This is a genomic window from Streptomyces pyxinae (assembly GCF_024756275.1).
In the GTDB taxonomy this organism is placed as follows: Bacteria; Actinomycetota; Actinomycetes; order Streptomycetales; family Streptomycetaceae; genus Streptomyces; species Streptomyces pyxinae.
Genome location: NZ_JANUGQ010000041.1, coordinates 27,072 through 43,113, shown reverse-complemented (window position 1 = coordinate 43,113; position 16,042 = coordinate 27,072). Strand labels below are relative to the sequence as shown.

General features: G+C 72.2%; 15 protein-coding genes. 10 read left to right on the top strand and 5 right to left on the bottom strand.

Annotated features, from left to right (window positions below; genetic code table 11):
- Positions 1–38 precede the first annotated feature (38 nt).
- From NX801_RS29480 to NX801_RS29450, 7 genes are all read left to right on the top strand, one after another.
- Entirely contained in the window at positions 39–425 is a 387-nt protein-coding gene (locus NX801_RS29480) for a hypothetical protein (RefSeq protein ID WP_258791019.1), read from the top strand.
- A complete protein-coding gene (locus NX801_RS29475; RefSeq protein WP_258791018.1) occupies positions 422–670 on the top strand; it encodes a type II toxin-antitoxin system RelE family toxin in 249 nt (82 codons plus the stop codon). Before NX801_RS29480 ends, NX801_RS29475 begins: the two co-directional genes overlap by 4 nt.
- A gap of 156 nt (positions 671–826) precedes the next feature.
- Entirely contained in the window at positions 827–1,438 is a 612-nt protein-coding gene (locus NX801_RS29470) for a hypothetical protein (RefSeq protein WP_258791023.1), read from the top strand.
- 50 nt (positions 1,439–1,488) lie between these two features.
- Positions 1,489–1,674 (top strand): hypothetical protein, encoded by a 186-nt coding sequence (locus NX801_RS29465; RefSeq protein ID WP_258791017.1) that lies wholly within the window; start codon positions 1,489–1,491, stop codon positions 1,672–1,674.
- Between the two features lie 169 nt (positions 1,675–1,843).
- Positions 1,844–2,359, top strand: coding sequence for a BlaI/MecI/CopY family transcriptional regulator (locus tag NX801_RS29460; RefSeq protein WP_258791016.1), 516 nt, complete (start codon positions 1,844–1,846; stop codon positions 2,357–2,359).
- Positions 2,360–2,368: 9 nt separating this feature from the next.
- The gene (locus NX801_RS29455) at positions 2,369–2,923 is read left to right on the top strand and encodes an amino-acid N-acetyltransferase (protein ID WP_258791015.1); all 555 of its coding nucleotides are present in this window, start codon (positions 2,369–2,371) and stop codon (positions 2,921–2,923) included.
- 509 nt (positions 2,924–3,432) lie between these two features.
- Complete coding sequence (locus NX801_RS29450; RefSeq protein WP_258791014.1) at positions 3,433–3,771, top strand: histone-like nucleoid-structuring protein Lsr2; 339 nt, start codon at positions 3,433–3,435, stop codon at positions 3,769–3,771.
- On the opposite strand, the gene NX801_RS29445 is transcribed toward NX801_RS29450, so the two are convergent.
- Positions 3,750–4,382, bottom strand: a complete 633-nt coding sequence (locus NX801_RS29445; RefSeq protein ID WP_258791013.1) for an SCO3374 family protein — start codon at positions 4,380–4,382, stop codon at positions 3,750–3,752. The genes NX801_RS29450 and NX801_RS29445 overlap by 22 nt on opposite strands.
- Before the next feature lie 432 nt (positions 4,383–4,814).
- Here NX801_RS29445 and NX801_RS29440 point away from each other — a divergent pair, with 432 nt between their 5' ends.
- Positions 4,815–7,337: an ATP-dependent Clp protease ATP-binding subunit gene (locus NX801_RS29440; protein ID WP_258791012.1), complete on the top strand. Its 2,523-nt coding sequence runs from the start codon at positions 4,815–4,817 to the stop codon at positions 7,335–7,337.
- 170 nt (positions 7,338–7,507) lie between these two features.
- Here NX801_RS29440 and dacB read toward each other — a convergent pair whose 3' ends face one another.
- Positions 7,508–9,151 (bottom strand): D-alanyl-D-alanine carboxypeptidase/D-alanyl-D-alanine endopeptidase, encoded by a 1,644-nt coding sequence (gene dacB / locus NX801_RS29435; protein WP_258791011.1) that lies wholly within the window; start codon positions 9,149–9,151, stop codon positions 7,508–7,510.
- A gap of 886 nt (positions 9,152–10,037) precedes the next feature.
- Between dacB and NX801_RS29430 the strand changes: the two genes are divergently transcribed.
- A complete protein-coding gene (locus NX801_RS29430) occupies positions 10,038–10,691 on the top strand; it encodes a M23 family metallopeptidase (protein ID WP_258791010.1) in 654 nt (217 codons plus the stop codon).
- A gap of 121 nt (positions 10,692–10,812) precedes the next feature.
- Here NX801_RS29430 and NX801_RS29425 read toward each other — a convergent pair whose 3' ends face one another.
- Entirely contained in the window at positions 10,813–11,373 is a 561-nt protein-coding gene (locus tag NX801_RS29425) for a TetR/AcrR family transcriptional regulator (RefSeq protein WP_258791009.1), read from the bottom strand.
- Positions 11,374–11,547: 174 nt separating this feature from the next.
- On the opposite strand from NX801_RS29425, the gene NX801_RS29420 reads away from it, so the two are divergent.
- Positions 11,548–13,179: an MDR family MFS transporter gene (locus tag NX801_RS29420; protein WP_258791008.1), complete on the top strand. Its 1,632-nt coding sequence runs from the start codon at positions 11,548–11,550 to the stop codon at positions 13,177–13,179.
- Between the two features lie 378 nt (positions 13,180–13,557).
- On the opposite strand, the gene cseC is transcribed toward NX801_RS29420, so the two are convergent.
- Both cseC and cseB read right to left on the bottom strand, forming a co-directional pair.
- Positions 13,558–14,952 carry a two-component system sensor histidine kinase CseC gene (cseC, locus tag NX801_RS29415; protein ID WP_258791007.1) on the bottom strand — a complete coding sequence of 465 codons (1,395 nt, stop codon included), beginning with the start codon at positions 14,950–14,952 and terminating at the stop codon, positions 13,558–13,560.
- The gene (gene cseB, locus NX801_RS29410; protein ID WP_258791006.1) at positions 14,949–15,659 is read right to left on the bottom strand and encodes a two-component system response regulator CseB; all 711 of its coding nucleotides are present in this window, start codon (positions 15,657–15,659) and stop codon (positions 14,949–14,951) included. The genes cseC and cseB overlap by 4 nt, the downstream gene beginning before the upstream one ends.
- Positions 15,660–16,042 lie beyond the last annotated feature (383 nt).

The following is a 16,042-nucleotide window of genomic DNA, read 5'->3' as shown; positions in this document are numbered from 1 at the left end:
TCTGCCGGTCAGTGTCGCGCTCTGCGACGGTGGGGTGCATGGATCCCGCAGAGATCGAAGGTTACGAGCGCCAGGGCCCGATCGACACCGTCCCGCTGGCGGGGGCCGGGCCACAGCTCCGGGCGATGGCCCGCTATGTGTCCCAGGCGCAGGAGGAGTTCGACCGGATGGAGGAGCTGGGCGCGAGCCCGGCTCTGGAACCGGGCAAGGCGGCGGAGTTCGTTCGCGGCGCCCAGAAGCTGTCCCTCACCGACGAGGACGGCAAGACCCTTGGTGTGCTGGTCTCCCCGGCCGTACTGGATGTGCTGGAGACCGGCCTCGCTCTCACCGCCATCGAGCTGGACAAGCTGCGCGGCATCGACAACTCGGTGGAGATGACGGTCGAGGAGATGCGTGCCTGGGTGAAGGGCCGGGCGGGCTCATGAGCGGGGTCACCTGGGTCCCGGCGGCACGCGCGGCACTGGCCGGCTTCGCCAAGGACGACCCGGGCGGCGCGGACCAGGTCTTCGACAGCGTCGCACTGCTCTTACGCGATCCCCGGCCGGCCGGAGCGCGCCCCTGGGGACCCGACCGCTTCCGCATCCACATCGGTCGGTACCGGGTCGTCTACGTCATCAAGCGGAACAAGCCCGTCGTCATCACGGTGGAGCACGTCGGCCGCGTGGGCTGACGCCTCTCCCACGCCCCGTCCCCAGCCCCGCCCGGCGTTCGTGCTTCTCCGACGCCGGGCGGTTTCGGCGCGCCCAGGGGATCACTATTGGGCATATTTTGTCCGCTTGGGCCGTATCGTCGGGCCATGCCCACGCCCTACGGATCCCGCGGCGGCCTGGCGTTCAGCGCAGACGAGTTGAGTGTGCTGCGCCGGGCCCTCGCGCATGCCCTGTACCCGCAACCGCTCGACGACGAGGACGTCCGGGGCTGTCTGCGGCTCGCGGACTCGGTGGACGAGGCGACCCGCGAGGCCGGCCGGCTGCGCGCGTTCCTCCTCGCGGACCTGGCCCGCTACCGGGACGCGCTGCCCGGTGCGGCCACCGGCTATCTGGAGCTGCTCCAGGACGCCCTGGCCGCCGGTCATGTCCCGGGGGCCGAGGATCTGGCCGCGCTGCGCACCCTGCGGGGCCGGCCGGCCGGTGCGGCGCTGCTCGAACAGTGCCAGGTGCTGGCCGAGCGGTCGCTGCGGGCCCGGCTCTCCGGCCGCCGCACCCCGCCCGCTCCGCGCTCCCGGCTGCTGGCCCTGGCCGGCGGCGGGGCCAGGGGGTCGAAGAGCTCCGGCGAGCCGGGCGACCCGGGGGACGAGCGGCGCCGGCCCCGTCCCGCGCCGCCGGCGCCGCCCTCCTCCCCGCGGCCCGCCGAGCGCCCGGTGCCCAAGCCGACCGAGGTCTTCCCGCCCCGCCGCCCCGCTCCGCCCCCGCCGCCCGGGGAGCGCCGGGCGGGCTGAAGCCCGGACCCGGCGGTCCGTCCCGGCCCGGTCTGGCTACTCTGGACGGCATGGAATACGTAGCCGCGCTCACTCCCCCCGTGGTGATGGCCGCCTTCTTCATCGGCCTCGTCGTGACGATCATCAAGAGCCAGGGCGGACCGAACAAGGCCAAGGAGGACGCGGCCGTGGACGCGGCCCTGGCCCGCGCCGAGTCCGCTCGCCAGGCCGACGGGACCCCCGCCCGGCAGGTCTGACGGCGGACGCCCGGCCCCACCGGTCGCGGGGGCGTCCCGCCCGGCCGGCCCCGGGGGTGGACCGCCCCGTCCGGCCGGCGGGGAGAGGGCGTACGGCTTCTTCCAGTCGTACGTCCTTTTTGTTACGTCAATAGCTAGTCATTCCCTCTTCTCCCCTTATGGTGGCGATGTGCCCCGTCAATTGGGAGAGCTCGAAGACGCCGTGATGACGCGCGTCTGGCAATGGAACCGCCCCGTGACCGTTCGAGAAGTCCTGGAGGATCTCCAGCGGGAACGGTCGATCGCCTACACCACGGTCATGACGGTGATGGACAACCTCCATCAGAAGGGCTGGGTGCGCAGGGAAGTCTCCGGGCGCGCCTATCGATATACCGCCGTCTCCACACGGGCCGCCTACTCGGCCGCACTGATGAACGAGGCCTGGTCGAAGAGCGACAACCCGGCCGCGGCTCTTGTCGCCTTCTTCGGCATGATGTCGGCCGAGCAGCGGGAGGCCCTCGGCGCCGCGGTCCGGATCGTCCAGGGCGACGTCCTCCCGGAACCCGGGGAACCGCTCCGGCGCGCGCCGGAAGAACCGGAAGGACCGGGAGAACCCGAAGAGCCGGGGGAACGGGAAGAACCGCCGCCGCAATCCGGCGGGGAGTCCGCCGAGGGGGCCGGCGACGGGACCGCGGCGGGGCGATAACGTCCTGTCATGCCGACATCCGCGCTTCCGCCCCCCTCACCCGAAGCCCTCGCCGCGGCGAATGCCGTGACCGTCCGGCGGGCCCGTACCGGTGATGTGGCGGCGATCCGCCGGCTCGTCGATCCGTACGTGGCCGAAGGCATCCTGCTCGACAAAGCGACGGTCACCCTTTACGAGGACATCCAGGAGTTCTGGGTGGCGGAACGCGACACCGACGCCACGGTCGTGGGATGCGGCGCCCTGCATGTGATGTGGGAAGACCTCGCCGAAGTCCGCACGCTGGCGGTGGACCCGGCCGTCCGGGGCGCGGGCATCGGCCATCGCGTACTGGACAAGTTGCTGCACACCGCCCGCTGGCTCGGGGTGCGCCGGGTATTCTGCCTGACCTTCGAAGTCGACTTCTTCACGAAGTACGGCTTCACCGAGATCGGTGAGACGCCGGTCGACGGAGATGTCTACAGTGAGCTGCTGCGTTCCTATGACGAGGGGGTCGCCGAGTTCCTGGGCCTCGAACGAGTGAAGCCGAACACCTTGGGCAACAGCCGGATGCTTCTGCGGCTGTGATGTGCCTGTGTGATGTGCCTCCGCGACGCGCGCCGGGGAAGCCGGGTAAGCGGCCCGTAAGTGGGTCCGGAGTGGGCGTGTGATGAGCCGCAGGTGTTCCGCCGGTGTGTTCCGCACGGGTGTTCCGGTGGTGCGTTCTCGCCGGGGATGATTCACCGGTCCGGTTCCGCGCGGCTCCACGTCCGCCGGACCTCCGGGATCCGCCGGACCTCCCGCGATCCCTTCTCGCGGCGCCTTCTCGCAGTGCCTTCTCCCGGTGCCTTCTCCCGGTCTTCAAGGACCCCTTCGCGGATCCCTTCGCGGATCCTTGAGAACCGGTGCCCGGATCGGTGCGTACGCCGGGTGCGCGCGGGAAGTAGGGTTCCCGCAGGCGGTACGGGCGATCCCTATGTCCGAATCGCGTATGTTTCCCGCGTTCCCCGGGTTCCGAACCTCCCTCAGGGGTTTGTGTTTTCCGGAGAAAAGCGGTTTCCTTTCCGCGTACTGCATTTTCGATGAAAGGAAATCCGGTGGCGCAGAAGGTTCAGGTCCTTCTTGTCGACGACCTCGACGGTGGCGAGGCCGATGAGACAGTGACGTTCGCTCTGGACGGCAAGAGCTACGAGATCGATCTCACCACCGCCAACGCGGACAAGCTCCGCGGTCTCCTGGAGCCGTACACCAAGGGCGGCCGGCGCACCGGTGGCCGTTCTGCGGGTACGCGTGGCGGCAAGACCCGCGCTTCCTCGGGCAGCAGCCCCGACACCGCGAAGATTCGCGCCTGGGCCAAGGAGCAGGGCCTCAATGTGAACGACCGCGGCCGGGTGCCCGCCGATATCAAGCAGGCTTACGAGGACGCCAACCGCTGATTGCCGCGCGCGCCGAGCAGCCGGATCCGGTGGCATTCCGATGCCGCCGTGTCCACCAGTCGCGCCAGGCAGGGGGCGACCGTACCGCCCCCCGGGGCCGCTCCCGCCGGTCCGCCGGCCGGTCCGGTCAGGGTCATCGGCGCGGGGAGCGCCGGTTCCACCTCACGCCCGGGTACCGGGGGCCGCAGCCAGACGGGGGCCCCGGGCGCCCGGGAGGCGGCCCAGCCCGGCGGCACCGGAGCGGCCGTCCGGCCGCCGGCGCCCAGCGCGACGAGGTCCAGGGCGATACCGCCCCACTCCAGCCAGTCGAGCAGCCCCGGCAGCTCGTCGGCGCCCCCGGCGGCCACCCAGAGCCGCATCCGCCGGCCCGCCAGCGCGACCGGCCAGTCGCCGGGCATCCGCCGCAGCACGGCCTCCCCGGCCGGGGCGGGCAGCTCCAGCACGTCGAAGCGCAGCCCGGTGCGCAGCGCCACCGGGGGTGCCCCGGAGCGGCCGGGCCCGCCGGCCCGTACGGCGGCGGCCGGCACGGTGGCCCAGCCGAGCTCGTGCTCGTACCACCGGGCGACCCCGCCGTCGGGCGGCAGGCGGGGCGACGGGACAGTGCGGGGCATACCTCCGGCAACGCCCCGGGGCCGCCCCCGGTTACGCAACGTTCCGGCCCGGCTCCCTTCCGTGCCCGGAGCGCGGGCGTCCGGGATGCTGCGGAGCGCAAGGCTGTTCGCCCGTAGCGGAGGGGAGGGGGGTACCCGGCATGGACCGTCCCTGCGTACGGGTAGGACATGCCTAGGTGAGAGGGGGCGACACGCGGGCCCGGGGCGTCTCACGTTCGCCATCGGCGTAGTGCCGGTGCGGCTGACTGCCTGGCCTGCGGGAACATCGTCTCGCACCATCGGGTTGGAGCAGGTGTCGGCGTTCGGGGTCAGGAGGCCAGCGACGGGTGTCGGCAGTTGGAATGAGCGGTCCCCGCTTGCGGGACTAAGCTGCGGAAGGACAGGGAGGGGACCGACCCCTTACTGCCTGACCGCTCTGAGGAGCGATTAACGATGTTCGAGAGGTTCACCGACCGCGCGCGGCGGGTTGTCGTCCTGGCTCAGGAAGAAGCCCGGATGCTCAACCACAACTACATCGGCACCGAGCACATCCTCCTGGGCCTTATCCACGAGGGTGAGGGTGTCGCCGCTAAGGCCCTGGAGAGCCTCGGGATTTCGCTCGAGGCGGTCCGCCAGCAGGTGGAGGAGATCATCGGCCAGGGTCAGCAGGCCCCGTCCGGTCACATCCCCTTCACGCCCCGTGCCAAGAAGGTCCTGGAGCTGTCGCTCCGCGAGGCCCTCCAGCTCGGCCACAACTACATCGGCACCGAGCACATCCTGCTCGGCCTGATCCGCGAGGGCGAGGGCGTCGCCGCCCAGGTGCTCGTGAAGCTGGGCGCCGATCTCAACCGGGTGCGGCAGCAGGTCATCCAGCTGCTCTCCGGATACCAGGGCAAGGAGGCCGCCACCGCCGGCGGTCCCGCCGAGGGCACCCCCTCGACCTCCCTGGTCCTCGACCAGTTCGGCCGGAACCTCACCCAGGCCGCCCGCGAATCCAAGCTCGACCCGGTCATCGGGCGCGAGAAGGAGATCGAGCGGGTCATGCAGGTGCTGTCCCGCCGGACCAAGAACAACCCGGTCCTCATCGGCGAGCCCGGCGTCGGCAAGACGGCGGTCGTCGAGGGCCTGGCGCAGGCCATCGTCAAGGGCGAGGTGCCCGAGACCCTCAAGGACAAGCACCTCTACACCCTGGACCTGGGCGCGCTGGTCGCCGGCTCCCGGTACCGCGGTGACTTCGAGGAGCGCCTGAAGAAGGTGCTCAAGGAGATCCGCACCCGCGGCGACATCATCCTGTTCATCGACGAGCTCCACACCCTGGTGGGTGCGGGCGCCGCCGAGGGCGCGATCGACGCCGCCTCCATCCTGAAGCCGATGCTCGCCCGCGGTGAGCTCCAGACCATCGGCGCCACCACGCTGGACGAGTACCGCAAGTACCTGGAGAAGGACGCCGCGCTGGAGCGCCGCTTCCAGCCCATCCAGGTCGCGGAGCCGTCGCTGCCGCACACCATCGAGATCCTCAAGGGTCTGCGGGACCGTTACGAGGCCCACCACCGGGTCTCCATCACGGACGAGGCGCTGGTCCAGGCCGCCACCCTGGCCGACCGGTACATCTCGGACCGCTTCCTGCCGGACAAGGCGATCGACCTGATCGACGAGGCCGGTTCCCGGATGCGCATCCGCCGGATGACCGCGCCGCCGGACCTCCGCGAGTTCGACGAGAAGATCGCGGGCGTCCGCCGCGACAAGGAGTCGGCCATCGACTCCCAGGACTTCGAGAAGGCGGCTTCCCTCCGCGACAAGGAGAAGCAGCTGCTGGCGGCGAAGGCCAAGCGGGAGAAGGAGTGGAAGGCCGGCGACATGGACGTCGTCGCCGAGGTCGACGGCGAGCTGATCGCCGAGGTCCTGGCGACCGCCACCGGCATCCCGGTCTTCAAGCTCACCGAGGAGGAGTCCTCCCGGCTGCTGCGCATGGAGGACGAGCTCCACAAGCGCGTCATCGGCCAGAAGGACGCCATCAAGGCCCTGTCGCAGGCGATCCGCCGTACCCGTGCGGGTCTGAAGGACCCGAAGCGCCCGGGTGGCTCGTTCATCTTCGCCGGCCCGTCCGGTGTCGGTAAGACCGAGCTGTCCAAGACGCTGGCGGAATTCCTCTTCGGCGACGAGGACGCGATGATCTCCCTCGACATGTCGGAGTTCAGCGAGAAGCACACGGTTTCCCGTCTCTTCGGTTCCCCGCCCGGATACGTGGGTTACGAGGAGGGCGGCCAGCTCACCGAGAAGGTCCGCCGGAAGCCGTTCTCCGTCGTCCTCTTCGACGAGGTCGAGAAGGCCCACCCGGATATCTTCAATTCCCTGCTCCAGATCCTGGAGGACGGTCGGCTGACCGACTCCCAGGGCCGGGTCGTGGACTTCAAGAACACGGTCATCATCATGACGACCAACCTCGGCACCCGGGACATCTCGAAGGGCTTCAACCTGGGCTTCGCGGCGCAGGGTGACGTCAAGACCGGATACGACCGGATGAAGGCGAAGGTCAACGAGGAGCTCAAGCAGCACTTCCGGCCCGAGTTCCTCAACCGTGTCGACGACACCGTCGTCTTCCACCAGCTCAGCCAGGAAGACATCATCCAGATCGTCGATCTGATGATCGCCAAGGTGGACGAGCGTCTGAAGGACCGCGACATGGGCATCGAGCTCAGCGGTGACGCCAAGATCCTGCTGGCCAAGCGCGGCTACGACCCGGTCCTGGGCGCCCGCCCGCTGCGCCGCACGATCCAGCGCGAGATCGAGGACATCCTCTCCGAGAAGATCCTCTTCGGTGAGCTGCGCCCCGGTCACATCGTGGTCGTGGACACCGAGGGCGAGGGTGAGGAGAAGAAGTTCACCTTCCGCGGCGAGGAGAAGACGGCGCTGCCGGACGTCCCGCCGATCGAGTCCGCCGCCGGCGGCTCGGGCCCGGACCTGTCCAAGGGCTGAGGCCGGACACCGGTGCCGGGTCCGCCGGACCCGGCGCGGGGCGCGTGACCGAAGGGCCGGCCCCGGTTCGTACAGCAGATGTACGGACCGGGGCCGGCCCTTTGCCGTGCCCGGGGGGCCGGTCCCCGGGTCCCGTGTGCCAGGCCTCCGGGCCCGCGGGCGGGGCGGGATCAGCAGGGGGCCGGTTTGTGCCAGGAGCACTCCAGGCCGCCGGCGGCCGGCTCCGCGCTCCGGGTGCGGGGCGGGCGGACGGTGGCGATGGTGCCGCCGGCCGTGTCGGAGGAGGCCAGGGTGACCACGACGGCGTCCTCCACGCCCTTCACCGAGTCGGCGAGGAAGTTGTTGAGGACGACGCTGAAGACCAGCCGGCGGCCCTTGGCGTCGGTGACATAGCCGGAGAGCGCCGAGGCCCCGGTCAGCGAGCCGGTCTTGGCATGGGCGTTGAGCGCCGCCGGGGTGGCGCACATCCGGGAGCGCAGGGTGCCGCCGACCATCCGGTCCTGGGCGCAGGCCACCGGCAGGGCGGCGTACCAGTCGGTGAACCAGGGGGCGTCCTGGACGGCGAGCAGCAGCCGGGCGAGCTGACCGGCGGGGAAGACGTTCATCCGGGAGAGGCCCGAGCCGTCCACCTGGCGGAGGGCGCCGGTGTCCACGCCCTCGGTGCGGAGGTAGCCGCCGACGGCGGCGAGCCCGGCGGACCAGTCGCCCCGGTCGGCGGTGCGGACGCCCATGGCCTTGGTCAGCGCCTCGGCGTGCATGTTGTTGGACAGCTTCATGAAGGGGCGCAGCAGTTCGCGCAGCGGCATGGAGTCGTGCGCGGCGACGGCGGTGGCGCCGGCCGGGGTGCGGACGCCGAGGCGGACCGGGCCGACGACCCGTATGCCCCGGGCGGCGAGGGCGCCGGCGAAGACGGAGGTGGCGTAGCCGGTCGGGTCCTGGACGGCGATCCACTCCTTGCCGGGGGCGGCACCGAGCGGAAGGCCGCCGGTGACGACGAGGGTGTCGGAGCCGTGCCGGCGCTCGACCGCCAGGGTCGCCGGCCGCCCGGCCGGGAGGGTGCGGGCCAGGTTCTCGACGCGTACCCGGTGGTTGGCCGGGGTGAGGGTGACCCGGGGGCGGCTGCCCTCGCGGGGCCCGGGGGCGGTCTCCACGACGACGGTGCCGGCGTCGTAGTCGGTGTCCGGGGCGAGGGTGAGCGCGGAGATGGGCGCCTCGTAGTACGCGGACTCGTCGTCGGCGGCCCAGGAGCGGCCGAGCCGCCGGTCGTCGAAGCGGGTGTCGTCGGCCACCAGCCGCCCGGTCACCCGGGTGATCCCGGCCGCCGCCACCTGCTCGGCCAGCCCGGCGTAGTCCCGGGCCAGCAGGGTGGGGTCCCCGCCGCCGCGCAGATAGAGGTCGCCGCGGAGGGTGGAGCCCCGCCGCGCGCCGACGGCCAGCACCTCGGTGCGGAACCGGTGGTCCGGCCCGAGCAGCGCCATGGCGGCGGCCGAGGTGACGAGCTTGGTGTTGGAGGCGGGCATCAGCCGGTCGCCGCCGTCGTGCTGGTAGAGGGTCTCGCCGGTGGTGGCGTCCGCGATCACCACTCCGGCCGCCCCGCCGTCCAGCCGGGGGTCGGCGAGGATGGCGTCGATGGCGCCCTTCAGCCCGCCGTCGGCGGGCCCGGCCCCGGCGGGCGCGGCGCCGCCGAGGGCGACCAGGGCGATCAGGCCCAGAACCAGCCCGAGCACCGCCCCGGGGGCGGCCCGGCGGGGGGAGACGCCCCGGGCGGTGACCGGGAGTGTCGGACCTGCGCTCGTGCGTCGCTGTCTCTTCATGGGGGCAGGATGGCGGCGGTGACGGGGGCTGGGAAGGAGGCACGACCCGGCGTTCCGGCACCCGGGAGCGCGCCGTTCCGCCTCCTGGGACCGAGGGGACGCGGGGGACGCGGGAGGCCCCGGCCCCGGGCCGGGCGCCGCACTGCCGGGGGCCGGGCCCGGGCCCGGCCCGGCCCAGGAGGCGGGGGCAGCGGTGCGCGGGAGAGCCGGGCGCGCCGAACGGGCGGCGGCCCGGGGGACGGACGGTACGGGACGACCGGGCGCGGGGCCCCGAGCCGGGACCCCGGGCGATTACGGGGACCCGGAGTGTCCGGGCTCCACGCGGCCCCGTTTGCCGGGGCGCCTTCCCGCGCCCCGGGCGGGGGCCCCCGTGGTCACCGGTCGTACCGAAGGGCGGGCTCGGCGTGGTCAGGGGGCGGGGACGGAGGGGGTGTGGGAGGGCCGGGACGGGGGCGATAAGGCCCGTCGGGGGGTGGCCCGGGCCACAATCGGCGTCCGTTCCGGAGGGCGGCGCCGTGACAAGCGGCACAGGCGTCCGGAGGGGTACTAGGCGGGATAGTGCGGCGTCCGGGCCCGGCGGCGGGCGTCGGGGCGGTCCGGCCGGCGGATCCGGTGGCGCCGGTGGCGTCGGCGGCCCAGGAGCGGCCTGCCACGCCTGGTCATGGGTGGGATCCGGTCCCTAAACCTTGCTTTCAGGGGATATTTCGGGCGGCTGGTATGGCCCTGCCCGAGCCGTCAAGAGTCTCCGTCACACCGGCTCCGCTACGACGAGATGTCGTAGATGGGGGGTTTGAGGCGGGATGGGAGCACGGGTTACCAAGGATGAGCACGACCGCCCGGCGCACCGCTCGCGTCGGGTCCCGCTCTTTCCGGAGGTCTCCCCCGTATGTCGAAGCGCGTCCAGCATCCCGCACGTAACGCCGCCGTCGCTCTTGCCGCCGCCGGCCTGGGAGCCTCGGTGGTGTTCGGCGGCGGTGCCGCCTTCGCCGCCGAGGGACAGGCGCCCGCCGCCAACCCCGCCGCTGCCGTCGCCGCCCAGGCCGAGGTCGCCGCCAAGGTGGCCGAGCAGGCCAAGGCCGCCCAGGCCGCCGCCGCGAAGAAGGCCGCCGCCAAGAAGTCCGTCTCCTGGGTCAAGCCGGTCACCGGTTACACCCTGTCCGCCAGCTTCAACCAGGGCGGCGCCATGTGGGCCCACAAGCACTCGGGCCAGGACTTCGCCGTCCCGGTCGGCACCCCGGTGAAGGCCGCCTTCAACGGCACCGTCGTCAAGGCCGGCCCCAACGGCGGCGGCGACGGCCCGGCGTACGGCAACGCCATCGTGGTGAAGCACGCCAACGGCAAGTACTCGCAGTACGCCCACCTGTCGCAGATCAATGTGCGCATCGGCCAGCAGGTGAAGACCGGCCAGCTCATCGCCAAGTCCGGCAACACCGGCAACTCCTCCGGCCCGCACCTGCACTTCGAGGTCCGGACGACCGCCAACTACGGCTCCGCGCTGAACCCGGTCAGCTACCTGCGCACCGTCGGCGTCACCATCTGACCCGTACCCGCCGCGCCCGGTCCCGCAGGGCCCGGCCACCCGTCGCGCCCGGCCCCCGGCCACGGGGTACGGCCACCCGTCCCGGTCGCCGGGATGTGGACAACCGAACGAACGAGATCCCCTAGGCGTGCCCCGTGTGCGCCTGGGTGATCAGATCGACGGCGACTTCGAGGGCGGCCTTCCGCTTCTCCTCGGGGTCGCCGTCGACGTGCTGGAGGAAGAACATCCCGGCGTGCATGGTGAACAGCGCGCTGACGCACCGGACCCGGTCGGCCATCGGCAGATCCGGCTCCTGGACCAGCTCGCTCAGCCGGACGAGCCGGTCCTTGAAGTCGACACCGATGGACAGGTCGCGGACGGTCGCCTGGTTCTCGTGCATGAAGCGGAAGAGCGGGGCGGCCCGGGTCAGGGCGTCGTGGTAGCGGCGCAGGATCTCGGTCTTGGTCTCCAGGGTGCGGGGCTGCTCGGCCGCCCAGGCGATCAGCTCGTCCAGCGGCCGGACGATGTCCTGGAAGAGGCTGATGACGATGTCTTCCTTGGTCTTGAAGTGGTAGTAGAGCGCCGCCTTGGTGACATCGAGCCGCTCCGCGATCTCGCGCAGCGAAGTCTTCTCGTATCCCTGTTCCGCGAAGAGTTCCAGGGCCACGTCCTGAATGCGCTGGCGGGTGTTGCCTCGGGCCATGGTCGTGGGTCCTCTCCGATACTTACTTGACGCCCGGCTAGTGAGCGGCCTAGTCTCCCTCAGCCTACCTAAACTTGCCGGTCGGCAAGTAAGGGAAGTTCCGGAGCCAAGGCCAGGCCAAGGCCGGCCGAAGACCGGATTCAGATCAGCACGGGGACCAGGGGAGTGGTGGCCATGACGGATGCCGGACCGAAAGCCGGAAGGGAGCCGCGCAGCGTACGGGTGGTCCTGCTCGCCCTGATGATCGCGATGCTGCTCGCGATGCTCGACAACATGATCATCGGTACGGCGATGCCGACCATCGTCGGTGAGCTGGGCGGCCTGGCCCATCTCTCCTGGGTGGTCACCGCCTACACCCTCGCCACCGCCGCCTCCACCCCGATCTGGGGCAAGCTCGGCGACCTGTACGGGCGCAAGGGTGTCTTCCTCACCTCGATCGTCATCTTCCTGCTCGGCTCCGCGCTCAGCGGCATGGCCCAGGACATGGGCCAGCTCATCGGCTTCCGGGCGGTGCAGGGCCTGGGCGCGGGCGGTCTGATGGTCGGCGTGATGGCGATCATCGGTGACCTCATCCCGCCCCGGGACCGCGGCAAGTACCAGGGCATGATGGCCGGGGTGATGGCGCTCGCCATGATCGGCGGCCCGCTGGTCGGCGGCTACATCACCGACAACTGGGGCTGGCGCTGGTCCTTCTACATCAACCTGCCGCTGGGCGCCGTGGCGCTCGCCATGGTCACCGCCGTGCTGCACCTTCCGAAGAAGGAGCGGACCGGACGGGCCCGGATCGACTACGCCGGCGCCGCGCTGCTGACCGTCGGCATCACCGCGATCGTGCTCGTCACCACCTGGGGCGGGACCGAGTACGCCTGGGGCTCCGGCGTCATCCTGGGCCTCTCCGCGCTCGGCGTCGTCGCGCTCGGCTGTTTCCTGTACGCCGAGACCCGGGCCGCCGACCCGATCGTGCCGCTGCACATCTTCCGCAGCCGCAACTTCACGCTGATGTCGGTGATCGGCTTTCTGACCGGCTTCGTGATGTTCGGCGCCGTGCTGTTCCTGCCGCTCTTCCAACAGGCGGTGCAGGGTGCCTCCGCCACCAACTCGGGGCTGCTCCTGCTGCCGATGCTGCTGTCGATGATGGTCGTCTCGATGATCGCCGGCCGGGTGACCACCAACAGCGGCAAGTACAAGGTCTTCCCGGTGGCCGGCGGCGCGCTGATGACGGCCGGCCTCTTCCTGCTGGCCCAGATGGACACCGGCACCACCCGGCTCACCTCGGGTCTCTACATGGCGGTGCTGGGCGCCGGCATGGGCTTCCTGATGCAGATCACCATGCTGGTGGCGCAGAACAGCGTGGAGATGAAGGACATGGGCGTCGCCTCGTCCTCGGCCACGCTCTTCCGGACGCTCGGCTCGTCCTTCGGCGTCGCCATCATGGGCGCGCTCTTCAACAACCAGGTGCAGGACGAGATGGCCGCGCGCGGCGGCGGGGCGGCCACCGCCCAGTCGGCCCAGCTGGACGCGGCGAGCCTGGCCAAGCTGCCGTCCGTGCTCCGGGAGGCGTACCAGCACGCCGTGGCCTCCGGCACGCACGCGGCCTTCGTGGTCGGTGCGGCGGTGGCGGTGTTCGCCTTCCTGGCGGCCTTCTTCGTCAAGGAGGTCCCGCTGAAGGGCACCGGTCCCCAGCCGGAGCCGGAGCCGGAGCCGGAGCCGGAGCCGGAGCCGGCCGCCGGCACCGGCCGGGACGCCGGGGCGGACGCCGCGGGCACGACGGCCGGCGCGGGCGCCAAGGTGGCCGGGAGCGTCTGACCCGGTCCCGCGGTACGGCGGAGGGGCGGGGCCCGGTGCGTTCACCGGGCCCCGCCCCTCGTCGTACGCCGCTGAGCCTGAGCCTGAGCCCGCGTGCCGGTGCACCCGTATGCCTGTGTGCCCGTACGCCTCCGGCCCGTACGCCTGGGGAGCGTCCGTACGCCCGTACGTCCGTACACCCGTACGTCTCCGGGCCCGGCGCCCGGTCGCCCGGCGGGGTGGTCGTACCCCCGTACGTCTCCGGCCCGCGCCGCCCGCGCCGCCCGGCCGATCAGGGGCCGGGCGTACGCCCGTACGCCTCCGGGATCGTGCCGCCCGGGGAGCGCCGTACGCCGGTACGTCGCCGCCCCGGCGTCAGGTTGCCCCCCCGCCCAGGGCTCAGCGGGGCGCGTCCGGGAGCAGGAGCACCGGGAAGGTGCCCGTCGTCGTGGGGGCGTGGTCGGGGAGCCAGAGGACGGCGACCGCTCCGCCGTTGCCCAGCGGCGTACCGCCCTCGGGCGCGGCGTTGCGGAAGGTCAGCCGGGCGCCCAGTACCCGGGCCTGGCCCGCCGCGATGGTGAGGCCCAGCCCGTGGCCCTGCCCGGCCCGGTCGCTGGTGCCGGTGCGGAAGCGGCTCGGGCCCTCCCGCAGCAGCGCCTCCGGGAAGCCGGGCCCGTGGTCGCGGACCCGCACCACCCGGCCCTCCACCGTGACCTCCACCCCCGGGCGCCCGTGCTTGGCGGCGTTGGCCAGCAGATTGCCCAGGATCCGTTCCAGCCGGCGCGGATCGGTGTTGACCCAGGAGTCATGGACGATCCGCACCACCGCGTCCGGGTCCAGCACCCGCACCCGGCGCTCGACGAACTCGCCGAGCTGGATCTCCTGGAGCTCGGCCCGCTCCGAGGCGCCGTCCAGCCGGGCCACCTCCAGCACGTCCTCGACCAGCGTCCGCATCGCCTGCGCCCGGTCCCGTACCAGCTCGGAGGGGCGGCCGGGCGGCAGCAGCTCGGCGGCGGTGAGCAGCCCGGTCACCGGGGTGCGCAGCTCGTGCGCGATGTCCGCGGTGACCCGGCGCTCGGCCTCGATCCGCTCGCCCAGTGCGTCGGTCAGCGCGTCCACCGCCCGCGCCAGCTCGTCCGTCTCGTCGCGTACGACTCCGCCGATCGCCTCCCGGACCCGGACCTCGGTGTTGCCCTGCGCCACCCGGCCGGCCGCGGCGGCCGCCTTCCGCAGCCGCCGGGAGAGCTGGCCGCCGATCAGCACGCCCAGCGCACAGCCGCCGAAGACCACCGAGACCGAGCCGACGATCAGCGCCTGGTCCAGATCCTTCATGATGGTCGTACTGCGATCGGCGAACCGGGTGTGCAGCGACAGCACGTCCCCGTTGGCCAGCGGGACCGCCGCCCACACCTCGGGCGCCCCGGAGGAGTGCTCCTGGACGTAGGTGCCGCGCCGCTTGTCCCGCATCAGCGCGTGCAGCTGCGCGGGCAGCGCCGGGTCGTTGACCTTGGTGCCGAACCGCGGCTCGCGCGGCTTCACCGACTCGTACATCCGCTGGGCGAACTGCAGCCGCTCCATCTGCACCTCGCGCGCGTTGTCGAGCATCGACACCCGGGCGGCGTTGTGCACCACCAGGCTGAGCGCGAAGGCGATCAGCGCGCCCACCGCCGCGATGGCGAGCGAGATCTTCCAGCGGACCCCGGTACGCAGCGCTATCCGGCCGGTGTCCCGGTCCCGCAGCGGCTTCCGGGGGAAGCGGTACCGGGAGCGCGCCACCGGTTCGATACGGGTCATGCCTTGAGCTTGTAGCCGAAGCCGCGGACCGTCTCGATCCGGTCCTGGCCGATCTTGGCGCGCAACCGCTGGACGTGCACGTCCACCACCCGGGTGTCACCGCCCCAGCCGTACTCCCAGACCCGCTCCAGCAGCTTGTCCCGGGAGAGCACGGTGCCCGGCGCCGACGAGAACTCCAGGAGCAGCCGCATCTCGGTCGGAGTCAGCGCGACCGGCTCGCCGTCCCGGCGGACCTCCATCCCCTCGGTGTCCACCTCCAGGTTGCCGAAGGAGAGCGGCCCGTGCGGCTCCTCGTCCGCCCGGCCGTCGTCCGGGCCGCCGGCGCCCCGGATGCCCGCGTGCCCGAAGCGGCGCAGCACCGCGCGGATCCGGGCCATCAGCACCGCCCCGTCGAACGGCTTGGTGACGTAGTCGTCGGCGCCCGCCTCCAGGCCGAGCACCACGTCGATCGAGTCGGCCCGCGCGGACAGCATGATCACCGGCACGGTCGACTCGTCCCGGATGCGCCGGCAGAGGCTGACGCCGTCCATGCCGGGCAGCATCACATCGAGCAGCGCGATGTCCGGCCGCCGCTCGCGGAACGCCTCCAGGCCGGACAGCCCGTCCGGCATCGCGGTCACCATGAAGCCGTCCCGTTCCAGTGCCAGCTGGGTGGCCTCCCGGATGACGTCGTCGTCCTCCACGAACAGGACATGGGTCTCGGCCATCTCCTACTTCTCCGCCTTCTCCGGCTGCGCCGGTTCTTCCGGGATCTCCGGCTTCTTCCCGGGTCCTTCCGGGGTCTCGGATCTTCCGGCCCCGCCCTGCTCGTCGCCGTGCCCGCCGTGCCCGTCGTTTCCGGCCCCGGCTGCCGGTCCCGGTTCCCGGCCACCGGCCGTACCGGCTGCCGCCGCCACGGAGGCCGGCACCGGGGCCGGACCACGGCGCCCCCGTGATCGATGGTCTCAACCGGCGCCTCCGGGCGCGCCGCCGGTACCGGTCTTCCGGCCGGTGCTGCCCTCCCGCCGGGGCCCTCTGCCCGTACGGTCCGTCCGCCCTGTGCCTTTCCGGCCATCCGGCCCGTGGCTCCGCCGCCGCGGCCTCCGGACAA

What these genes read in the sequence shown, in the direction of transcription:
- NX801_RS29425 (WP_258791009.1), bottom strand. Translation starts at nt 11,373, where the DNA reads ATGGCCCGAGGCAACACCCGCCAGCGCATTCAGGACGTGGCCCTGGAA.
- NX801_RS29480 (WP_258791019.1), top strand. Translation starts at nt 39, where the DNA reads ATGGATCCCGCAGAGATCGAAGGTTACGAGCGCCAGGGCCCGATCGAC.
- NX801_RS29475 (WP_258791018.1), top strand. Translation starts at nt 422, where the DNA reads ATGAGCGGGGTCACCTGGGTCCCGGCGGCACGCGCGGCACTGGCCGGC.
- NX801_RS29420 (WP_258791008.1), top strand. Translation starts at nt 11,548, where the DNA reads ATGACGGATGCCGGACCGAAAGCCGGAAGGGAGCCGCGCAGCGTACGG.
- NX801_RS29465 (WP_258791017.1), top strand. Translation starts at nt 1,489, where the DNA reads ATGGAATACGTAGCCGCGCTCACTCCCCCCGTGGTGATGGCCGCCTTC.
- cseC (WP_258791007.1), bottom strand. Translation starts at nt 14,952, where the DNA reads ATGACCCGTATCGAACCGGTGGCGCGCTCCCGGTACCGCTTCCCCCGG.
- NX801_RS29455 (WP_258791015.1), top strand. Translation starts at nt 2,369, where the DNA reads ATGCCGACATCCGCGCTTCCGCCCCCCTCACCCGAAGCCCTCGCCGCG.
- NX801_RS29445 (WP_258791013.1), bottom strand. Translation starts at nt 4,382, where the DNA reads ATGCCCCGCACTGTCCCGTCGCCCCGCCTGCCGCCCGACGGCGGGGTC.
- cseB (WP_258791006.1), bottom strand. Translation starts at nt 15,659, where the DNA reads ATGGCCGAGACCCATGTCCTGTTCGTGGAGGACGACGACGTCATCCGG.
- NX801_RS29430 (WP_258791010.1), top strand. Translation starts at nt 10,038, where the DNA reads ATGTCGAAGCGCGTCCAGCATCCCGCACGTAACGCCGCCGTCGCTCTT.
- NX801_RS29440 (WP_258791012.1), top strand. Translation starts at nt 4,815, where the DNA reads ATGTTCGAGAGGTTCACCGACCGCGCGCGGCGGGTTGTCGTCCTGGCT.
- dacB (WP_258791011.1), bottom strand. Translation starts at nt 9,151, where the DNA reads ATGAAGAGACAGCGACGCACGAGCGCAGGTCCGACACTCCCGGTCACC.